Genomic DNA, 13,738 nt, shown 5'->3' with positions numbered 1-13,738 from the left:
CGCCGATCGCGGTGAACGCCTGCGCGAGCAGCAGCGCCACCAGTCCCCCGCCGACGCCGACGAGGCTGCCGCGCCACACCCGCCCGGTCCACTCCTCGCCCGCGGCCCGGCCGCGCGCGGCGACCGTGCGGGCGGACTGGGCGAGTTCGTCGGAGACCCACTGCCGGGACGCGACGGCCGAGTGGGCGAGCGCGGCGGGCACGCCGTGCCCGGCGGCGAGCTCGTCCCGGCGGACGAGGAAGGCGGCGACGGCGCGCCGGTGTGCCTCCCGCCCGCCGTGCGCGCACGCCGTCCGGTCCGCGCACTGCTCCGCCTCCTGCACCGCCACGGCGCACTCTCCCTGATCGTCAACTACCGCATGAGTACAGGGAATTGTCCCGCACGGAGGAAGTACTTCCGGTGCTCCGCGCGCCCCGCCGGAGAGTGATTGCCACGTGATCGGATTGACGGAGAAGCCGCTCATGTCCGACTTCGCTACGACAGCAGTTCGGGCTCCGCACGGCTGATCCTGCGCCACAGCGGCTGGTAGCTGAACCACGCCACCAGATCTCCGCCGATCTGCGCCCGGGACGCGAGCGCGTCCTTGTGCCCGATCAGGACGGGCTTGCCCGCGGCCCGCGCGGCGAGCTGGATCCGGCAGGCGCGCTCCATCGCGATGAACCACCAGGCCGCCGCGTCGACCGAGTCCCCGACCGTGAGCAGCCCGTGGTTGCGCAGCACGATCGCCTTGTACGGGCCGAGGGCCGCGGCGATCGCCGGCCCCTCGTCCTCGTCGATCGCCGCTCCGGTGAACCCGTCGAAGAGCGCGTGGTCGCGGTAGAACGCGCAGGACTCCTGGGTGATCGGCTCGATCAGCTCGCCGAGCGCGGACAGCGCCCGGCCGTGGATCGTGTGCGTGTGGGCGACGGCGACGACCTCGGGCCGGGCGCGGTGCACGGCGGCGTGCACGGCGAAGGCGGCCTGGTTGACGCGGTGCGCGCCGTGTCGGACCCGGCCGTCCCCGTCGACGAGGAGCAGATCGCTCGCCCTGATGCCGTCGAACGGCTCCCCGAAGGGGTTCACCCAGTAGCAGTCGTCGTACTCGGGGTCCCGGGCGGTGACATGACCGGAGACGCCGTCCTCGTACCCGAACCGGCCGAAGAGCCGGAGCGCGCCCGCGAGCCGCTGCTTGCGGTACGTCCGCTCCTCCTCGGCGGTCGCGTGGACGGGGGGCGTCGCGAAGTGGAGCCGATCCGCGGGTATGGGGGCCGGTGTCTCGCTCATGGGCGGGAAGGTAACGCCGGGCGGTGGAACTGACCAGAGAGATCGCAGCCCGAAAGCGACGGAGCCGCCGCCCCGATGAGGGGACGGCGGCTCCGGCACTGGCGCTACGTGGGAATCACTCCCACTCGATCGTGCCCGGCGGCTTGCTGGTGACGTCGAGGACGACGCGGTTGACGTCCTCGACCTCGTTGGTGATGCGGGTCGAGATCTTGGCGAGCACCTCGTACGGCAGACGCGACCAGTCGGCTGTCATCGCGTCCTCGGACGAGACGGGGCGCAGCACGATCGGGTGGCCGTAGGTGCGGCCGTCGCCCTGGACGCCGACGGAGCGGACGTCGGCGAGCAGCACGACCGGGCACTGCCAGATCTCGCGGTCGAGACCGGCGGCGGTCAGCTCCTCGCGGGCGATGGCGTCGGCCTCGCGCAGCAGGTCCAGGCGGTCCTTGGTGACCTCGCCGACGATGCGGATGCCGAGGCCGGGGCCGGGGAACGGCTGGCGCTGAACGATCTCGTCCGGCAGGCCGAGCTCCTGGCCGACCATGCGGACCTCGTCCTTGAAGAGCTGGCGCAGGGGCTCGACGAGCTCGAACTCCAGGTCCTCGGGGAGACCGCCCACGTTGTGGTGGGACTTGATGTTGGCGGTGCCGGTGCCGCCGCCGGACTCGACGATGTCCGGGTAGAGGGTGCCCTGGACGAGGAACGCGACCTCGGGGCCCTCCTCCTGGAGGATCTCCAGCTGCGCCTGCTCGAAGACGCGGATGAACTCACGGCCGATGATCTTGCGCTTGGTCTCCGGGTCGGAGACGCCGGCGAGGGCGGTGAGGAAGCGCTCCTGCGCGTCGACGACCTTCAGGTTGACGCCGGTGGAGGCGACGAAGTCCTTCTCGACCTGCTCGGTCTCGCCCTTGCGCATCAGACCGTGGTCGACGTAGACGCAGGTCAGCTGCGAGCCGATGGCCTTCTGCACCAGCGCGGCGGCCACGGCGGAGTCGACGCCGCCGGACAGACCGCAGATGGCACGCTTGCCGCCGACCTGGGCGCGGATCGCCGCGACCTGCTCGTCGATGACGTTGCCGGTGGTCCAGTTGGGCTCGATGCCGGCGCCGCGGTAGAGGAAGTGCTCCAGGATCTGCTGGCCGTGCGTGGAGTGCAGCACCTCGGGGTGGTACTGGACGCCGTACAGCTTCTTCTCGTCGTTCTCGAAGGCGGCGACCGGCACGACGTCGGTGGACGCGGTGACGGAGAAGCCCTCGGGGGCGGCGGAGCAGGCGTCGCCGTGCGACATCCACACGGACTGCTCGACCGGGGTGCCCTCGAAGAGCGTCGAACCGGCCTTGGAGACGTGCAGCGGGGTGCGGCCGTACTCGCGGGCGCCGGTGTTGTCGACGGTGCCGCCGAGGGTCGTCGCCATCAGCTGGAAGCCGTAGCACATGCCGAAGACCGGGACCCCGGCCTCGAAGATCGCGCGGTCGAGCCGCGGGGCGCCCTCCGCGTACACGGACGAGGGGCCGCCGGAGAGGATGATCGCCTTGGGGTTCTTGGCCAGCATCTCGGCCACCGGCATGGTGGACGGGACGATCTCGCTGTAGACCCGCGCCTCACGGACGCGTCGGGCGATGAGCTGGGCGTACTGGGCGCCGAAGTCGACAACGAGGACTACGTCCGGGTTGGAGACGTCGGGCGCGGCAGCGGGAGTCGCTGATGACACTACGGCGGCCTTCCGGCGGTAGGAGAGGGTTCCCCGAGAGAGGGGCTATTTGTCGATTCTACCGGCGCGCCGGTGTCACTTTTCGTCTCACCATCCGAACCCGGGTTGGCCGGGGGCCGCGCATGGGGGACATACTGTCCCCTATGCGCAAGCTCACGATCTTCTCCTTTACCTATGGCAACCGGCCCACCGGCTGCCATGGTCGTGCTGCTTGAGCAACTGACAAGCGACTTCCCAGGCGCCCCGGGCCGACAAGGCCCGGGGCGTTCTGCTTGCCTCCGGGCGAAGTCGCCCGGGGCTCCTGGACCCGACACCCCGAGGAGCCCCCTGTGACCACCACCTCGACCGAGAAGACCGGCGCCCGTAACGACGAGGCGGCGGCGCTGATCGGCGACGCCCGGGAGCGCATCGACGCGCTCGACGACCGGATCATCGGACTGATCCAGGAACGGATGGCCGTCTCGGCCGTGATCCAGGAGGCCCGGATCTCGTCGGGCGGCCGCCGGGTGAACCTGGCCCGCGAGATGGAGGTCCTGGGCCACTTCCGGGACGCGCTGGGCAAGCCGGGCACGGCGCTGGCCATGACGATGCTGGAGCTGTGCCGGGGCCGTATCTGACGGATCGCCCCGCTCCCGCACTCCCCCGAGAACGGGCGTACGGTTCCGCTCTCACCCGTACGGCGCGTGACCGGCCGCGCGGCCGCTTCGTTGGTCCCGTTGTCCGTGCCAGCCAGGGGCGGGCCCGCATGACCCACGCGTGGCTTCGCCGGGGCGTGTGGCGTACCTCAGGTGCGTCATGGGACCACGCCCCGGCGCTCGTGACCGGACGGCAGGGGACAGCAGCCCGGTCACCCAGAAAGGACGGTCGGCCCCGGGGACGCCCGGGGCCGACCGCATCCGCCCGAGTCCCCGAGCGCCGCTTCCCCGGCGCTGCCCTTGAGGCCCCGCCCCGCGACCGGCCGTCGCGACGCGGGGCCTTCGCGCGCGAGAAGTGACGCGTGTCACATAAAGATTCCGTGAGTCGGGGTACAACCAATCCCGCTGGTCACAGGTCATGCATGCGGAACCAACGGTCCCGCCTGCATCCGCCATACAGGCAGACCCCCTGACTCCGTGCCGTGACCACACGGCACGCCCGGAATGCTCCGAGGACTTTTGATGAAGCTTCGCCGCGCCATGGCCGTCGCCGCCGCGACGGCCGTCATCGCGCCCGCCGCCCTTCTGGCGGCGCCGGCCGCGTACGCGACCACCGGCGGCACCAGCACCACCACGTCCGAGACGCCTGCCGAGACGTCCGACGAAACGTCCACGACCGGCGAGAACACCGGCTCCACGCCGGACGCCGCGACGGACGAGAAGTCCCCCGAGACCACCACGCCCGAGGCCGGCACGGACGCGAACGCGGACAAGCCCGCCGACGCCGAGGCCGGCAAGAACGGCGAGAAGCCGGGCACCGCTCCGGAGCCCGACAAGAAGGACGAGAAGCCCGGCGAGGGCACCGGCGAGGGCGAGGAGGACGAGGAGTTCCCCGAGCCGCCGGTGTGCAAGGAGGGCGACCTGGAGCTGAACGTCGAGGGGCTGCCCGGCAAGATCGCCGCGGGCAGCGGCTGGCACACCTTCACGCTGAACGTCTACAACGGCTCCGAGAAGAGCATCCGCGACGTGCACTTCTTCGCGGGCGCCGCGCTCGACGACATGGGCGAGAAGCTCTTCAAGACCAAGCAGGTCGAGCTCCAGGTCAAGAACGACGACGGCTGGGAGACCCTCGACATGGACGGCGACGCCGTCGGCTATGTCGGCCAGTCCGACGAGATCGAGGCCGACTACGAGGTCGACATCCCGATGCGCCTCAACGTCAAGGCGAACGCCCCCGCGGGCGCCGCGTTCACGCTGGGCGCGGGCGTCTACGTCGGTGAGCAGGACTGCGTCGGCGGCGACGAGATCGCGTACAAGTTCCAGATCGTCAAGGCCGGTACGGACACCGACGGCACCAAGCCGCAGGAAGGCGGCAAGGTCCCGGTCCCGGACACCAAGCCGGCGAACGACACCTCGACCCAGCTCACCGGGAGCCTGGCCGAGACCGGTTCGAACGACATGCTGCCCGTCATCGGCATCGCCGGCGGTTTCGCCGTCGTCGCCGGCGCCGGGGTCGTCTTCGCGCTGCGGCGCCGGAGCGGCGGCGCCGCAGCGTAACGGCTGCCGCCCGTAAGACCAGAAAGGCGCTGCGCTCGGAGGGGGGCGCAGCGCCTTTCTTGCGTTGTCGGACCGCTCTGCCGTGATCAGGACTTCTTCGGCGGGACCGTCGGCATGCCCAGGAACGGCAGCTTCAGCGCGCCGAAGGCGTCCGCGGGGACCGCGGGGGACTTCGGCTCGACCGCGGCCAGGCGGATGTACGCCTCGTGCTGCGCCGGACGCGGGTCGTCCTCGCCCTTGTTCGGCCAGAAGGACATCGCCCGCTCCGCCTGCGCCGTGATCGTCAGCGACGGGTTGACGCCCAGGTTCGCCGAGACCGCCGCGCCGTCCACGACCGAGATGCCGGGGTGGCCGTACAGCCGGTGGTAGGGGTCGATGACGCCGGACTGCGCGTCCGCGCCGATCGGGCAGCCGCCGAGGAAGTGCGCGGTCAGCGGGGTGCCCATCAGCTCGCCGACGTTGGAGCCGGCGAAGCCGTTGATCTCCTCGGCGAGCAAGCTTGCGGCCTGGGTCGCCGCCTCGATCTGCGTCGGGTTCGGCGCACCATGGCCCTGGCGGGCGGTGAGCAAACCCTTCCCGACGCCGCCCGGCTTGCGGTAGGTGGTCAGCGAGTTGTCCAGGGACTGCATGACCAGGCCGATGATGGTCCGCTCCGACCAGCGCCTGTTGGACATCGCGCGCACCGCGAGCGTCGGGTGCTTGACCATCTCGAGCAGCCACCTGCGGACCCGGTGCGCCCCGTACGGCACCTGGAGGATCGTCAGCGCGCCCATCGAGTTGGAGCCCTTGCCGTACCGGACCGGCTCGATGTGGGTGTTCTCGTCGGGGTGGATCGAGGAGGTGATGGCGACGCCGCGGGTGAAGTCGGCCTTCTCGTGGCCGTGCTTCCTGCGGTAGCGGCGGTCGGTGGTCTGCGAGCCGACCAGGCCCTCGGAGTTGGTACGGGTCAGCTCGCCGAGCCGGCCGGAGATCCGGGGCAGCAGGCCGGTGTCCTTCATGCGGTGCAGCAGCGTCTGGGTGCCGTACGTGCCTGCGGCGATCACGACCTTGCGGGCCGTGAACGTACGGCCCTTCCCCTTCTTCCGGTCGTCGGTGGGGAGGGTCTTGACCGCGTAGCCGCCCCGGGAGTCCTCGGTGACCGCGACGACCGAGGTCATCGGGTGGACGACCGCGCCCGCCTTCTCCGCGAGGTAGAGGTAGTTCTCGTTCAGGGTGTTCTTCGCGCCGTGCCGGCAGCCGGTCATGCACTCGCCGCACTCGGTGCACGCCTTGCGCGAGGGCCCCGCCCCGCCGAAGAACGGGTCGGCCACCTCGCCGCCCGGCTTCGCCTTCCCCGTACCGTCGCCGTCCTCCCCGTCCCCGAAGAACACGCCCACCGGCGCCATGTGGAAGGTATCGCCGATGCCCATGGCCTGCGCGGTCGCCTTCAGATGGACGTCCGACGGGGTCATCGTCGGGTTGAGCCGGACGCCCAGCATGCGCTTGGCCTGGTCGTAGTACGGGCTCAACTCCTCGCGCCAGTCGGTGATGTCCTTCCACTGCGGGTCGTCGAAGAACGGCGCGAGGGGCTCGTACAGGGTGTTGGCGTAGTTCAGCGAGCCGCCGCCGACGCCCGCGCCGGCCAGCACCATGACGTTGCCGAGCAGGTGGATGCGCTGGATGCCGTACAGGCCGAGCGTGGGCGCCCAGAGGAAGTTCTTCAGGTCCCAGGAGTTCTTGGGCAGTTCGGCCCGGGCGAACCGGCGGCCCGCCTCCAGCACGCCGACCCGGTAGCCCTTCTCGGTGAGCCGCAGGGCGGTGACCGAGCCGCCGAAGCCGGAGCCGACGACGAGGACGTCGTAGTCGTACGCGTCGTCGGCGGAGGCGCCGACGGAGGCGTCGTCCTGATTTCGGGAAGCGGGTACCGCGGTCATGGCTCTCCTCGTGCGAAAAGGTGCGGAAAGGGACGGAGCGGCCGGCCCGTCAGCGCAGGCGCAGGGCCTTCATCGCCTTCAGGGACACGCTCATGAACGCGGCGTACTTCTCGTCGTCCATGCCGAAGGACGGCGCGAGCGGCATCAGTCGCTGCTGGGCGACGGTCTGCGCCTCGGTGTACTTGAGGATGCCCTCCGAGCCGTGCCGCCGGCCGAGGCCGGAGTCCTTCATGCCGCCCATCGGGGACTGGACGCTGCCGTAGGCCGGGGCGTACCCCTCGTTGATGTTGACCGTGCCGGTGCGCAGCCGGGCCGCGACGGCGTGGCCGCGCCGGGAGTCCCTGGTCCAGACGGAGGAGTTCAGGCCGTACGGGGTGGCGTTGGCGAGCTCGACGACCTCGTCCTCGTCCTTGAACCGGTAGATCGAGACGACCGGGCCGAAGGTCTCCTCGCCGCAGACGGCCATCGGCGACTCGACGCCGTCGAGGATGGTCGGCTCGAAGAACAGCGGGCCGATGTCGGGCCGGGCGACGCCGCCCGCGACCAGCGTGGCGCCCTTCGCGACGGCCTCCTCGACGTGCCGGGAGACGGTCTCCAGCTGCCGCTCGCCGACGAGCGAGCCCATGTCGGCCCCGTACGCGAGCGAGTTGCCGAGCCGCATCGCCTTGGTGCGCGCGGCGAAGCGGGCGACGAAGTCGTCGGCGATCGACTCGTGCACGTACAGCCGCTCGATGGAGATGCACAGCTGTCCGGCGGAGGAGAAGCAGGCGCGGACGGCGCCGGCGGCGGCCTTCTCCACGTCGGCGTCCTTGAGGACCAGCATGGCGTTCTTGCCGCCGAGCTCCAGGGAGACGCCTACGAGGCGGGCCGCGGCGCCCTGGGCGACCTCGCGGCCGGTGCGGGTGGAGCCGGTGAAGGAGACGTAGTCGGCGTGCTCGACGACGGCGGGGCCGACGACCGGGCCCTCGCCGAGGACGACCTGGAACACGGCCGCCGGGAGCCCGGCCTCGATCAGCAGGTCGCGGGCCCACAGGGCGGTGAGCGCGGTCTCGGTGTCCGGCTTCATGACGACGGCGTTGCCGGATACGAAGGCGGGCAGCGCGTCGCCGACGGACAGCTCCAGCGGGTAGTTCCAGGGCGCGATCTGGCCGACGACCCCGCGCGGCTGGCGGAGCTCGGTGACCTTGGTGAGGGTCGGGACGACGCCGGTGTGCCGCTTGGGCTTCAGGTACGCGCCGGCCCGGCGGCCGTAGTGCCGGGCGGCTACGGCGACCGCCTGGATCTCCTCGTGGGCGTGCAGCCGGGCCTTGCCGGTCTCCAGCTGGATCAGGTCGAGGACCTCGGCCTGGCGCTCCAGGACCAGGTCGTGGAAGCGGAGCAGCACCGCGGCGCGGGCCCGGACCGGCGTGGCCGCCCAGGCGCCCTGGGCGGCGCGGGCGCGGGCGAAGGCCTCGGCGACGTCCTCGGGGGTGGACTCGGGCAGGTCCGCCAGCTTTTCCCCGGTGAACGGGGTGTGGTTGACGGTGCGGCCGGACCCGACGACGCCCTTGGTGAGCCGGGCCACCAGGTCCGGCGTCACGACGTCGGCGGCGGTGCGCGCGCCGGCCGGGGCGGCCGCGATCGGGTTCGTGCCGGCGGCGTCCGGAGCGGCGGGGGCCTCGGTGTCCGGGGCGGTGGGGGCGGTGGCCTGCGTGTCCGTCATGAGGCCGAGGGTAGGCGTCATTCCGGCCTTTGGGTACCCGTCGGTAACACTTTTCACCGCCCACCCACAACCACGCCAGCGATCACTGGCATATAAGCCCTGATCAGGGGCTGAGTACCGGTTTCGAGCGGATCAGAATTCCCGGATCCGCGGTCGCCCACACCGGGATCCGCAATCCCTACCCCTCGATCCGCAGTCTCTTCACGACCTCGGCATAGATCGCCTCAGCCTCTCCCGCGGCCTTCCCCTCGGCGGGCGACTTCACCCGCAGATGCCAGTAGGTCTTGCCCTCCCCCGGGATCAACAGGTCGTGGTGCCGGTAGCGGACCGGGTCCTCCTCGGTCGCCGAGAACGGCGTGTAGTCCGCGACGATCTCGGACGCCTTCCGCCCCTGGTGCCGGACGTCCTTGACCGTGACCTCGGCGTCCTTCAGCTCGATGCCGCTGCTGCCGCCCTTCTCGTACCGGGCCTTACGCGCCTGGGCGTCCGCGCCCGGGTCGTCCGGCTCGCCCGTGGCCTCCGTGCGCCAGAAGTCGATCTCGAAGACGCCGGACGGGTCGGTGAACCAGACGGCCCCTTCCTTGTCGTCCTGGAGCCGCTTGTACTCCTCCGGCACGGCCACCTCCGCCCGCAGCAGCTCGCGCTCCGGGCGCAGCTGCCACCCGGGCGGCAGCTCGTCGCCCGCGAACGGGTCCATGATGAGCAGGGTGGCTGCGAGGGCCGCCGCGAGGAGCCCGGCGAGCAGCCCGTACCGCGCCCCGCGGCTCTGCGCCAGGACGGGCGGAAGCCAGCGGTTCTGCCCGGCCGCGTTCCCCGCAGGGCCCGGCGCGACCAGCTGCGTGGCGGCGGACGCCTGCGGAGGGCGGGCCACGGCCTCCAAGGCTGCGCGGATCTCCGCGGGGCCCGGCCGCGCCGCCGGGTCCTTGCGCAGCAGGCGCATCACCAGCGCGCCGAAGGCGCCCGAGGCCCGCGCCGGGCTCTGCGGCTCGGCGGAGAGCACCGCCTGGAGGGTGGCCGGGGTGTTGGTCCGGCGGAACGGCGACATGCCCTCCACCGCCGCGTACAGCACGACGCCGAGCGACCACAGGTCCGACTCGGGGCCCGGCCGCTGCCCCAGCAGCCGCTCGGGCGCGACGAACTCCGGCGAGCCCACGAACGCGCCCGTCTCGGTCAGCCGCTGCTCGCCCTCGATCTGGGCGATGCCGAAGTCGGTGAGCACGACCCGGTCCGCGCGGCCGAGCAGGACGTTGTCCGGCTTGACGTCGCGATGCAGCACGCCCGCCTCGTGGGCGGCGGTCAGCGCGCCGAGCACGTCCAGTCCGATCCGCGCCGCCTCGCGCGGATCGAGGGTGCCCTCCTGGAGCCGGTCGCCCAGCGACTGACCCCTGACCAGCTCCATGACGACCCACGGCCGGCCGTCCTCGACGACGACGTCGTGCACGGTGACCACCGACGGGTGGTCGATCCTGGCGGCCGCGCGGGCCTCGCGCTGCATCCGCAGATGGATGTTCGAGCGCTCCTGCTCGGACAGATGGTCCGGCACGCGAGGCTCCTTCACGGCGACCTCACGATCGACGACCTCGTCACGGGCGCGCCACACGGTCCCCATGCCGCCGTGCCCGAGCCGGGACAGCAGCCGGTAGCGGCGGCCGACGACCCGGCCGGCGCCGGGGTCGGCCTGCGGCGGGACCGCGCCCGGCTGCGTCGGCTGGTACTGGTCCTGCGGCGGCCCCGGCGGCTGAAGTCCGTAGCTGGTGGGCTCGTTCACTCGTCCCCCGTGGTCGTTCATGCCACCGTCCTGTCGAGGCTCACTGCCGGTCGTCCGGCGCCTGCCAGCTTTGCACCATGTGATCGAACTGCCGGCGGGTGGTGTCCCAGTCCTTCTCGGGCGAGGACATGTACAGCGCGTACTCCGTGCCGTCGTCGCCGTAGTAGAGCTGGTCGATGGCGTGCCGCGGCCCCGGGTTGTTCCGCCGCTCCGTCCAGGTGAACTCGAGCAGGCAGGCGTACTGCTGGTCCCGGAAAAGGTTCTGGGTCAGCCGCACCCGCTGGTAGCGCGCCCGCTTCTTCAGCTGCTTCTCCAGGTCCTCGGCATGCAGCAGCGGCGTCTCGAAGTCGGGTGACGTGTCGATGCTGATCCGGATGAGGTGCCGGGTGTCGTCGGGCGTGTAGTCGATGCTGCCCTGGGTGTTGATCTGCCGCTTCCAGCCCTTGGGCACGAGGATGCTGAAGCCCTCCGGGTCCTGCACGCGATGCCAGGCGGCGGGGTCGAGGACGCCGTCGTCCTTGTCCTTGTCCTTGTCCTTGTCAGGCTTGGCGGTGCTCGTGCTCCCGGTCGACGGGCCGATGCTGGGCCGCCCCTGGTCGCCTCCGTCCGCGCCGTTCCCGTACGTCATCACGGCGAACACGGCGGCGCCCGCGACCAGTCCGGCGACGACCGCCGCGACGACCGCCGCACGCCACGGGCGCCCGCCCTTTCCGGAGCCGGCCGGCGTCGTGGCCGGAGGCTCGGCGGCGGGCGGCACGGGCTCCTGGCGGGTGACGACCCCGTCCAGCTCGTCCGACGCGACCCGTCGGGTCGGCACGTACGCCTGCGCCGCCTTCGGCGTCCGCCCCTCCATCGCCTCCAGGAGCATCCGCTCGGCGTCGTCGGCCGACGGACGGTCGTCCGGGTCCTTGCGCAGCAGCGCGGTGATCACCGGCGCGAGCGCCCCGGCGCTCTTCGGGAAGTCCGGCTCCTCGGTCACGACGGCCTGCATGGTGGTGATCGGCGAGTCGCGACGGAACGGACTCGTCCCCTCCACCGCCGCGTACAGCGTCGCGCCGAGCGACCACAGGTCCGAGGCCGGGCCGGGCGCCCCGCCCCGTACCCGCTCGGGCGCCAGGTAGTCGATGGAGCCGACGAGTTCACCGGTCCGCGTGATGGTCGAGTCGCCCTCGATCGCGGCGATGCCGAAGTCGGTCAGCAGCACCCGGCCGTCCCGGGCCAGCAGGACGTTGCCGGGCTTGACGTCCCGGTGCAACACCCCGGCCGCATGCGCGGCCCGCAGCGCGCCGAGGACGTGCAGCCCGATCCGGGCCGCCTCTCGGGCCTCGAGGGTGCCCGACTCCTTGGCCGCGTCGGCGAGCGAGGGCCCGTCGACGTACTGCATGACGATCCACGGGCGGTCGTCGTGCTCCAGCACGTCGTGCACGGTGACCACGGCCGGGTGCGTGATCCGCGCGGCGGCCCGCGCCTCCTTCTGCGTGCGGGCATGCAGCACGACGCGGTCGGCCTCGGACACGAACCGACCCGCCGTCAGCTCCTTCACCGCGACGGTGCGGTGCAGGACCTCGTCGTGCGCGCGCCAGACCTTGCCCATGCCGCCGCGCCCGATGGACTCGCTCAACCGGTACCGACCAGCGAGCAGGAGCCCGGCGCCTGTGCTCTGAGACTGTTCCACTTTCCCCCGCCCCGATCCTTCGGATGACAGGTTACGGAGGGGGGTACGCAGGGCGGAACCTCGGGGCGGTCACCGGAACACCACTGTGACCACGCGGGCGGGGCGTGCGTGGGGCGGTTGGGGTGCCGGTCGGGGGTCGGTCGGGGGCCCGCTGGGGCTCAGCGGGTGGAACGGTAGGCCTTGACCGCCTGTTGGTAGACCTCGGAGACCTTGTCCCGCTGGCCGTCCGGGCCGATCACCTGGACGACGTGGTAGCGGCCGCCGACGATCAGCGCGAGGTTGCGCACGTACAGCTCGCGGTCGTCGCCGTCCTGCCAGGTGAACTGGCCCTCGGCCATGGCCTGCTGCCCCACGTCGATCCGGCGCAGCCCGGTCGCGCCGGACCAGGAGGAGTCCCGCCAGGGCTGGAGCTCGCGCTCCTTGGTGCGCTGGTACGCCATCGGGTCGGAGCCGTTGGCCTGGACGGTGTCCCGGCCCGGGACGACGAGCAGGGTGAAGTCACCACTGGTGAAACGGACTTGGCCGGCGCTGTTCTTCCCGGCCCGCTTCCAGCCCTTGGGGACCGCGACCTGGAACCCTTCGGGGTCCTTGTGCAGCGCGTAGCCGGGGGCGAGGTCGGGCGCCGGGGCGGAGGGGGCTGCGGGGGTCTTCTTGGGCGTGGAGGTGGGCCGGGGGCTTTGGGGCGGGGTGGACTGCTGGGGCTCCTGCGGCTGCTGGCTCTGCTGGGGCGTGGCGTCACCGCCGCCGTCCTCGGTGCCGTTCTCGGCGCCGTTCTTGGGCAGGAACAGCATCGCGTAAGCCACCGCGGCGGCGAGGAGCAGGAGGATGAGGAGCAGGAGGAGACGCCCGAGGGCGCGCGGGGCGCGGGGGGCGTGGGGGCTGCGAGGAGCCTTCGGGGCCTTGGGTGGCTTCGGGGCGTACTGAGGAAGCTCCTCATGGAACTCGTGCTGCTGATCGGCCTGGAACTCCGCCTGCGGACGGCGGGGCTCCTTGCCCTTCTTGTGACGGTGACGGCCACCCTGTGCGGCGGCCCCACGACCGCGGCGTCTGCGGACCAGCTCGCCGCGGCGGCGCACGATGGGCAGCCGTGACGGGTCCTCGGCCGGCAGCGGCACGACCGCCGCGCCCGCCTCCGGCTCGGGGGCGGACCTGACCAGCGAGCGGAGCCAGCCGCGGAGCTCCTCGAAGTCCGGGCGCTCGGTGGGGTCCTGCCGCAGCAGGGACTCGACGACCGGGCGCAGCGGACCGCACTCTTCGGCGAAGGCCGGCGGCTCGGCGCAGACGAGCTGGACCAGCTCGGCGGCGTTGTCCTCGGGGTACGGGGCGTGCCCCTGCACGGCGCGGTAGAGCAGCGCGCCGAGCGCCCACAGGTCGGTGGCGGGGCCGATGGGCGGGGCGAGCTGCCAGTTCTCGTGCACGGGCCCGGCCTGCTCGGGCGCCCAGCGCTCGGTGACCGGCCCGACGACGGCGATCCGGGCCTGCCGGGCGCGCTCGGCGGCGAGCGGGGTGGCGGGCCC

9 protein-coding genes and 1 pseudogene are annotated in these 13,738 nt (G+C 72.2%); 2 read left to right on the top strand and 8 right to left on the bottom strand.

What is annotated here, in order from left to right; all coding sequences use genetic code 11:
• The 3 genes and pseudogenes from VIU94_RS28685 to guaA all read right to left on the bottom strand — a co-directional run.
• Positions 1 to 328: pseudogene (locus tag VIU94_RS28685) on the bottom strand (hypothetical protein); the annotation flags it as partial.
• A 146-nt stretch (positions 329 to 474) separates the two neighbouring features.
• Positions 475 to 1,263 (bottom strand): class II aldolase/adducin family protein, encoded by a 789-nt coding sequence (locus VIU94_RS28680; RefSeq protein ID WP_331915577.1) that lies wholly within the window; start codon positions 1,261 to 1,263, stop codon positions 475 to 477.
• A 115-nt stretch (positions 1,264 to 1,378) separates the two neighbouring features.
• Complete coding sequence (gene guaA / locus VIU94_RS28675; RefSeq protein ID WP_331915575.1) at positions 1,379 to 2,971, bottom strand: glutamine-hydrolyzing GMP synthase; 1,593 nt, start codon at positions 2,969 to 2,971, stop codon at positions 1,379 to 1,381.
• 329 nt (positions 2,972 to 3,300) lie between these two features.
• Here guaA and VIU94_RS28670 point away from each other — a divergent pair, with 329 nt between their 5' ends.
• Positions 3,301 to 3,588, top strand: a complete 288-nt coding sequence (locus VIU94_RS28670) for a chorismate mutase (protein ID WP_331915573.1) — start codon at positions 3,301 to 3,303, stop codon at positions 3,586 to 3,588.
• Positions 3,589 to 4,128: 540 nt separating this feature from the next.
• A complete protein-coding gene (locus tag VIU94_RS28665; protein WP_331915571.1) occupies positions 4,129 to 5,163 on the top strand; it encodes a hypothetical protein in 1,035 nt (344 codons plus the stop codon).
• Between the two features lie 86 nt (positions 5,164 to 5,249).
• Here the strand turns inward: VIU94_RS28665 and VIU94_RS28660 are convergent, their stop codons facing one another.
• From VIU94_RS28660 to VIU94_RS28640, 5 genes are all read right to left on the bottom strand, one after another.
• Entirely contained in the window at positions 5,250 to 7,076 is a 1,827-nt protein-coding gene (locus tag VIU94_RS28660; protein WP_331915569.1) for a GMC oxidoreductase, read from the bottom strand.
• Positions 7,077 to 7,125: 49 nt separating this feature from the next.
• A complete protein-coding gene (locus VIU94_RS28655) occupies positions 7,126 to 8,778 on the bottom strand; it encodes a succinic semialdehyde dehydrogenase (RefSeq protein ID WP_331915567.1) in 1,653 nt (550 codons plus the stop codon).
• A gap of 178 nt (positions 8,779 to 8,956) precedes the next feature.
• Complete coding sequence (locus VIU94_RS28650; protein ID WP_331915565.1) at positions 8,957 to 10,567, bottom strand: serine/threonine-protein kinase; 1,611 nt, start codon at positions 10,565 to 10,567, stop codon at positions 8,957 to 8,959.
• A 19-nt stretch (positions 10,568 to 10,586) separates the two neighbouring features.
• On the bottom strand, positions 10,587 to 12,221 hold the full coding sequence (locus VIU94_RS28645; RefSeq protein ID WP_331915563.1) for a serine/threonine-protein kinase: 1,635 nt from the start codon (positions 12,219 to 12,221) through the stop codon (positions 10,587 to 10,589).
• A gap of 158 nt (positions 12,222 to 12,379) precedes the next feature.
• The coding region (locus VIU94_RS28640; protein WP_524540647.1) for a serine/threonine kinase C-terminal domain-containing protein at positions 12,380 to 13,738 on the bottom strand (1,359 nt) is incomplete at its 5' end.

The sequence above is a fragment of the Streptomyces sp. genome (genome assembly GCF_036566765.1).
Classification (GTDB): domain Bacteria; phylum Actinomycetota; class Actinomycetes; order Streptomycetales; family Streptomycetaceae; genus Streptomyces.
The sequence above is the reverse complement of the archived record's forward strand: the minus strand, read 5'-3'. Positions and strand labels throughout refer to the sequence as shown.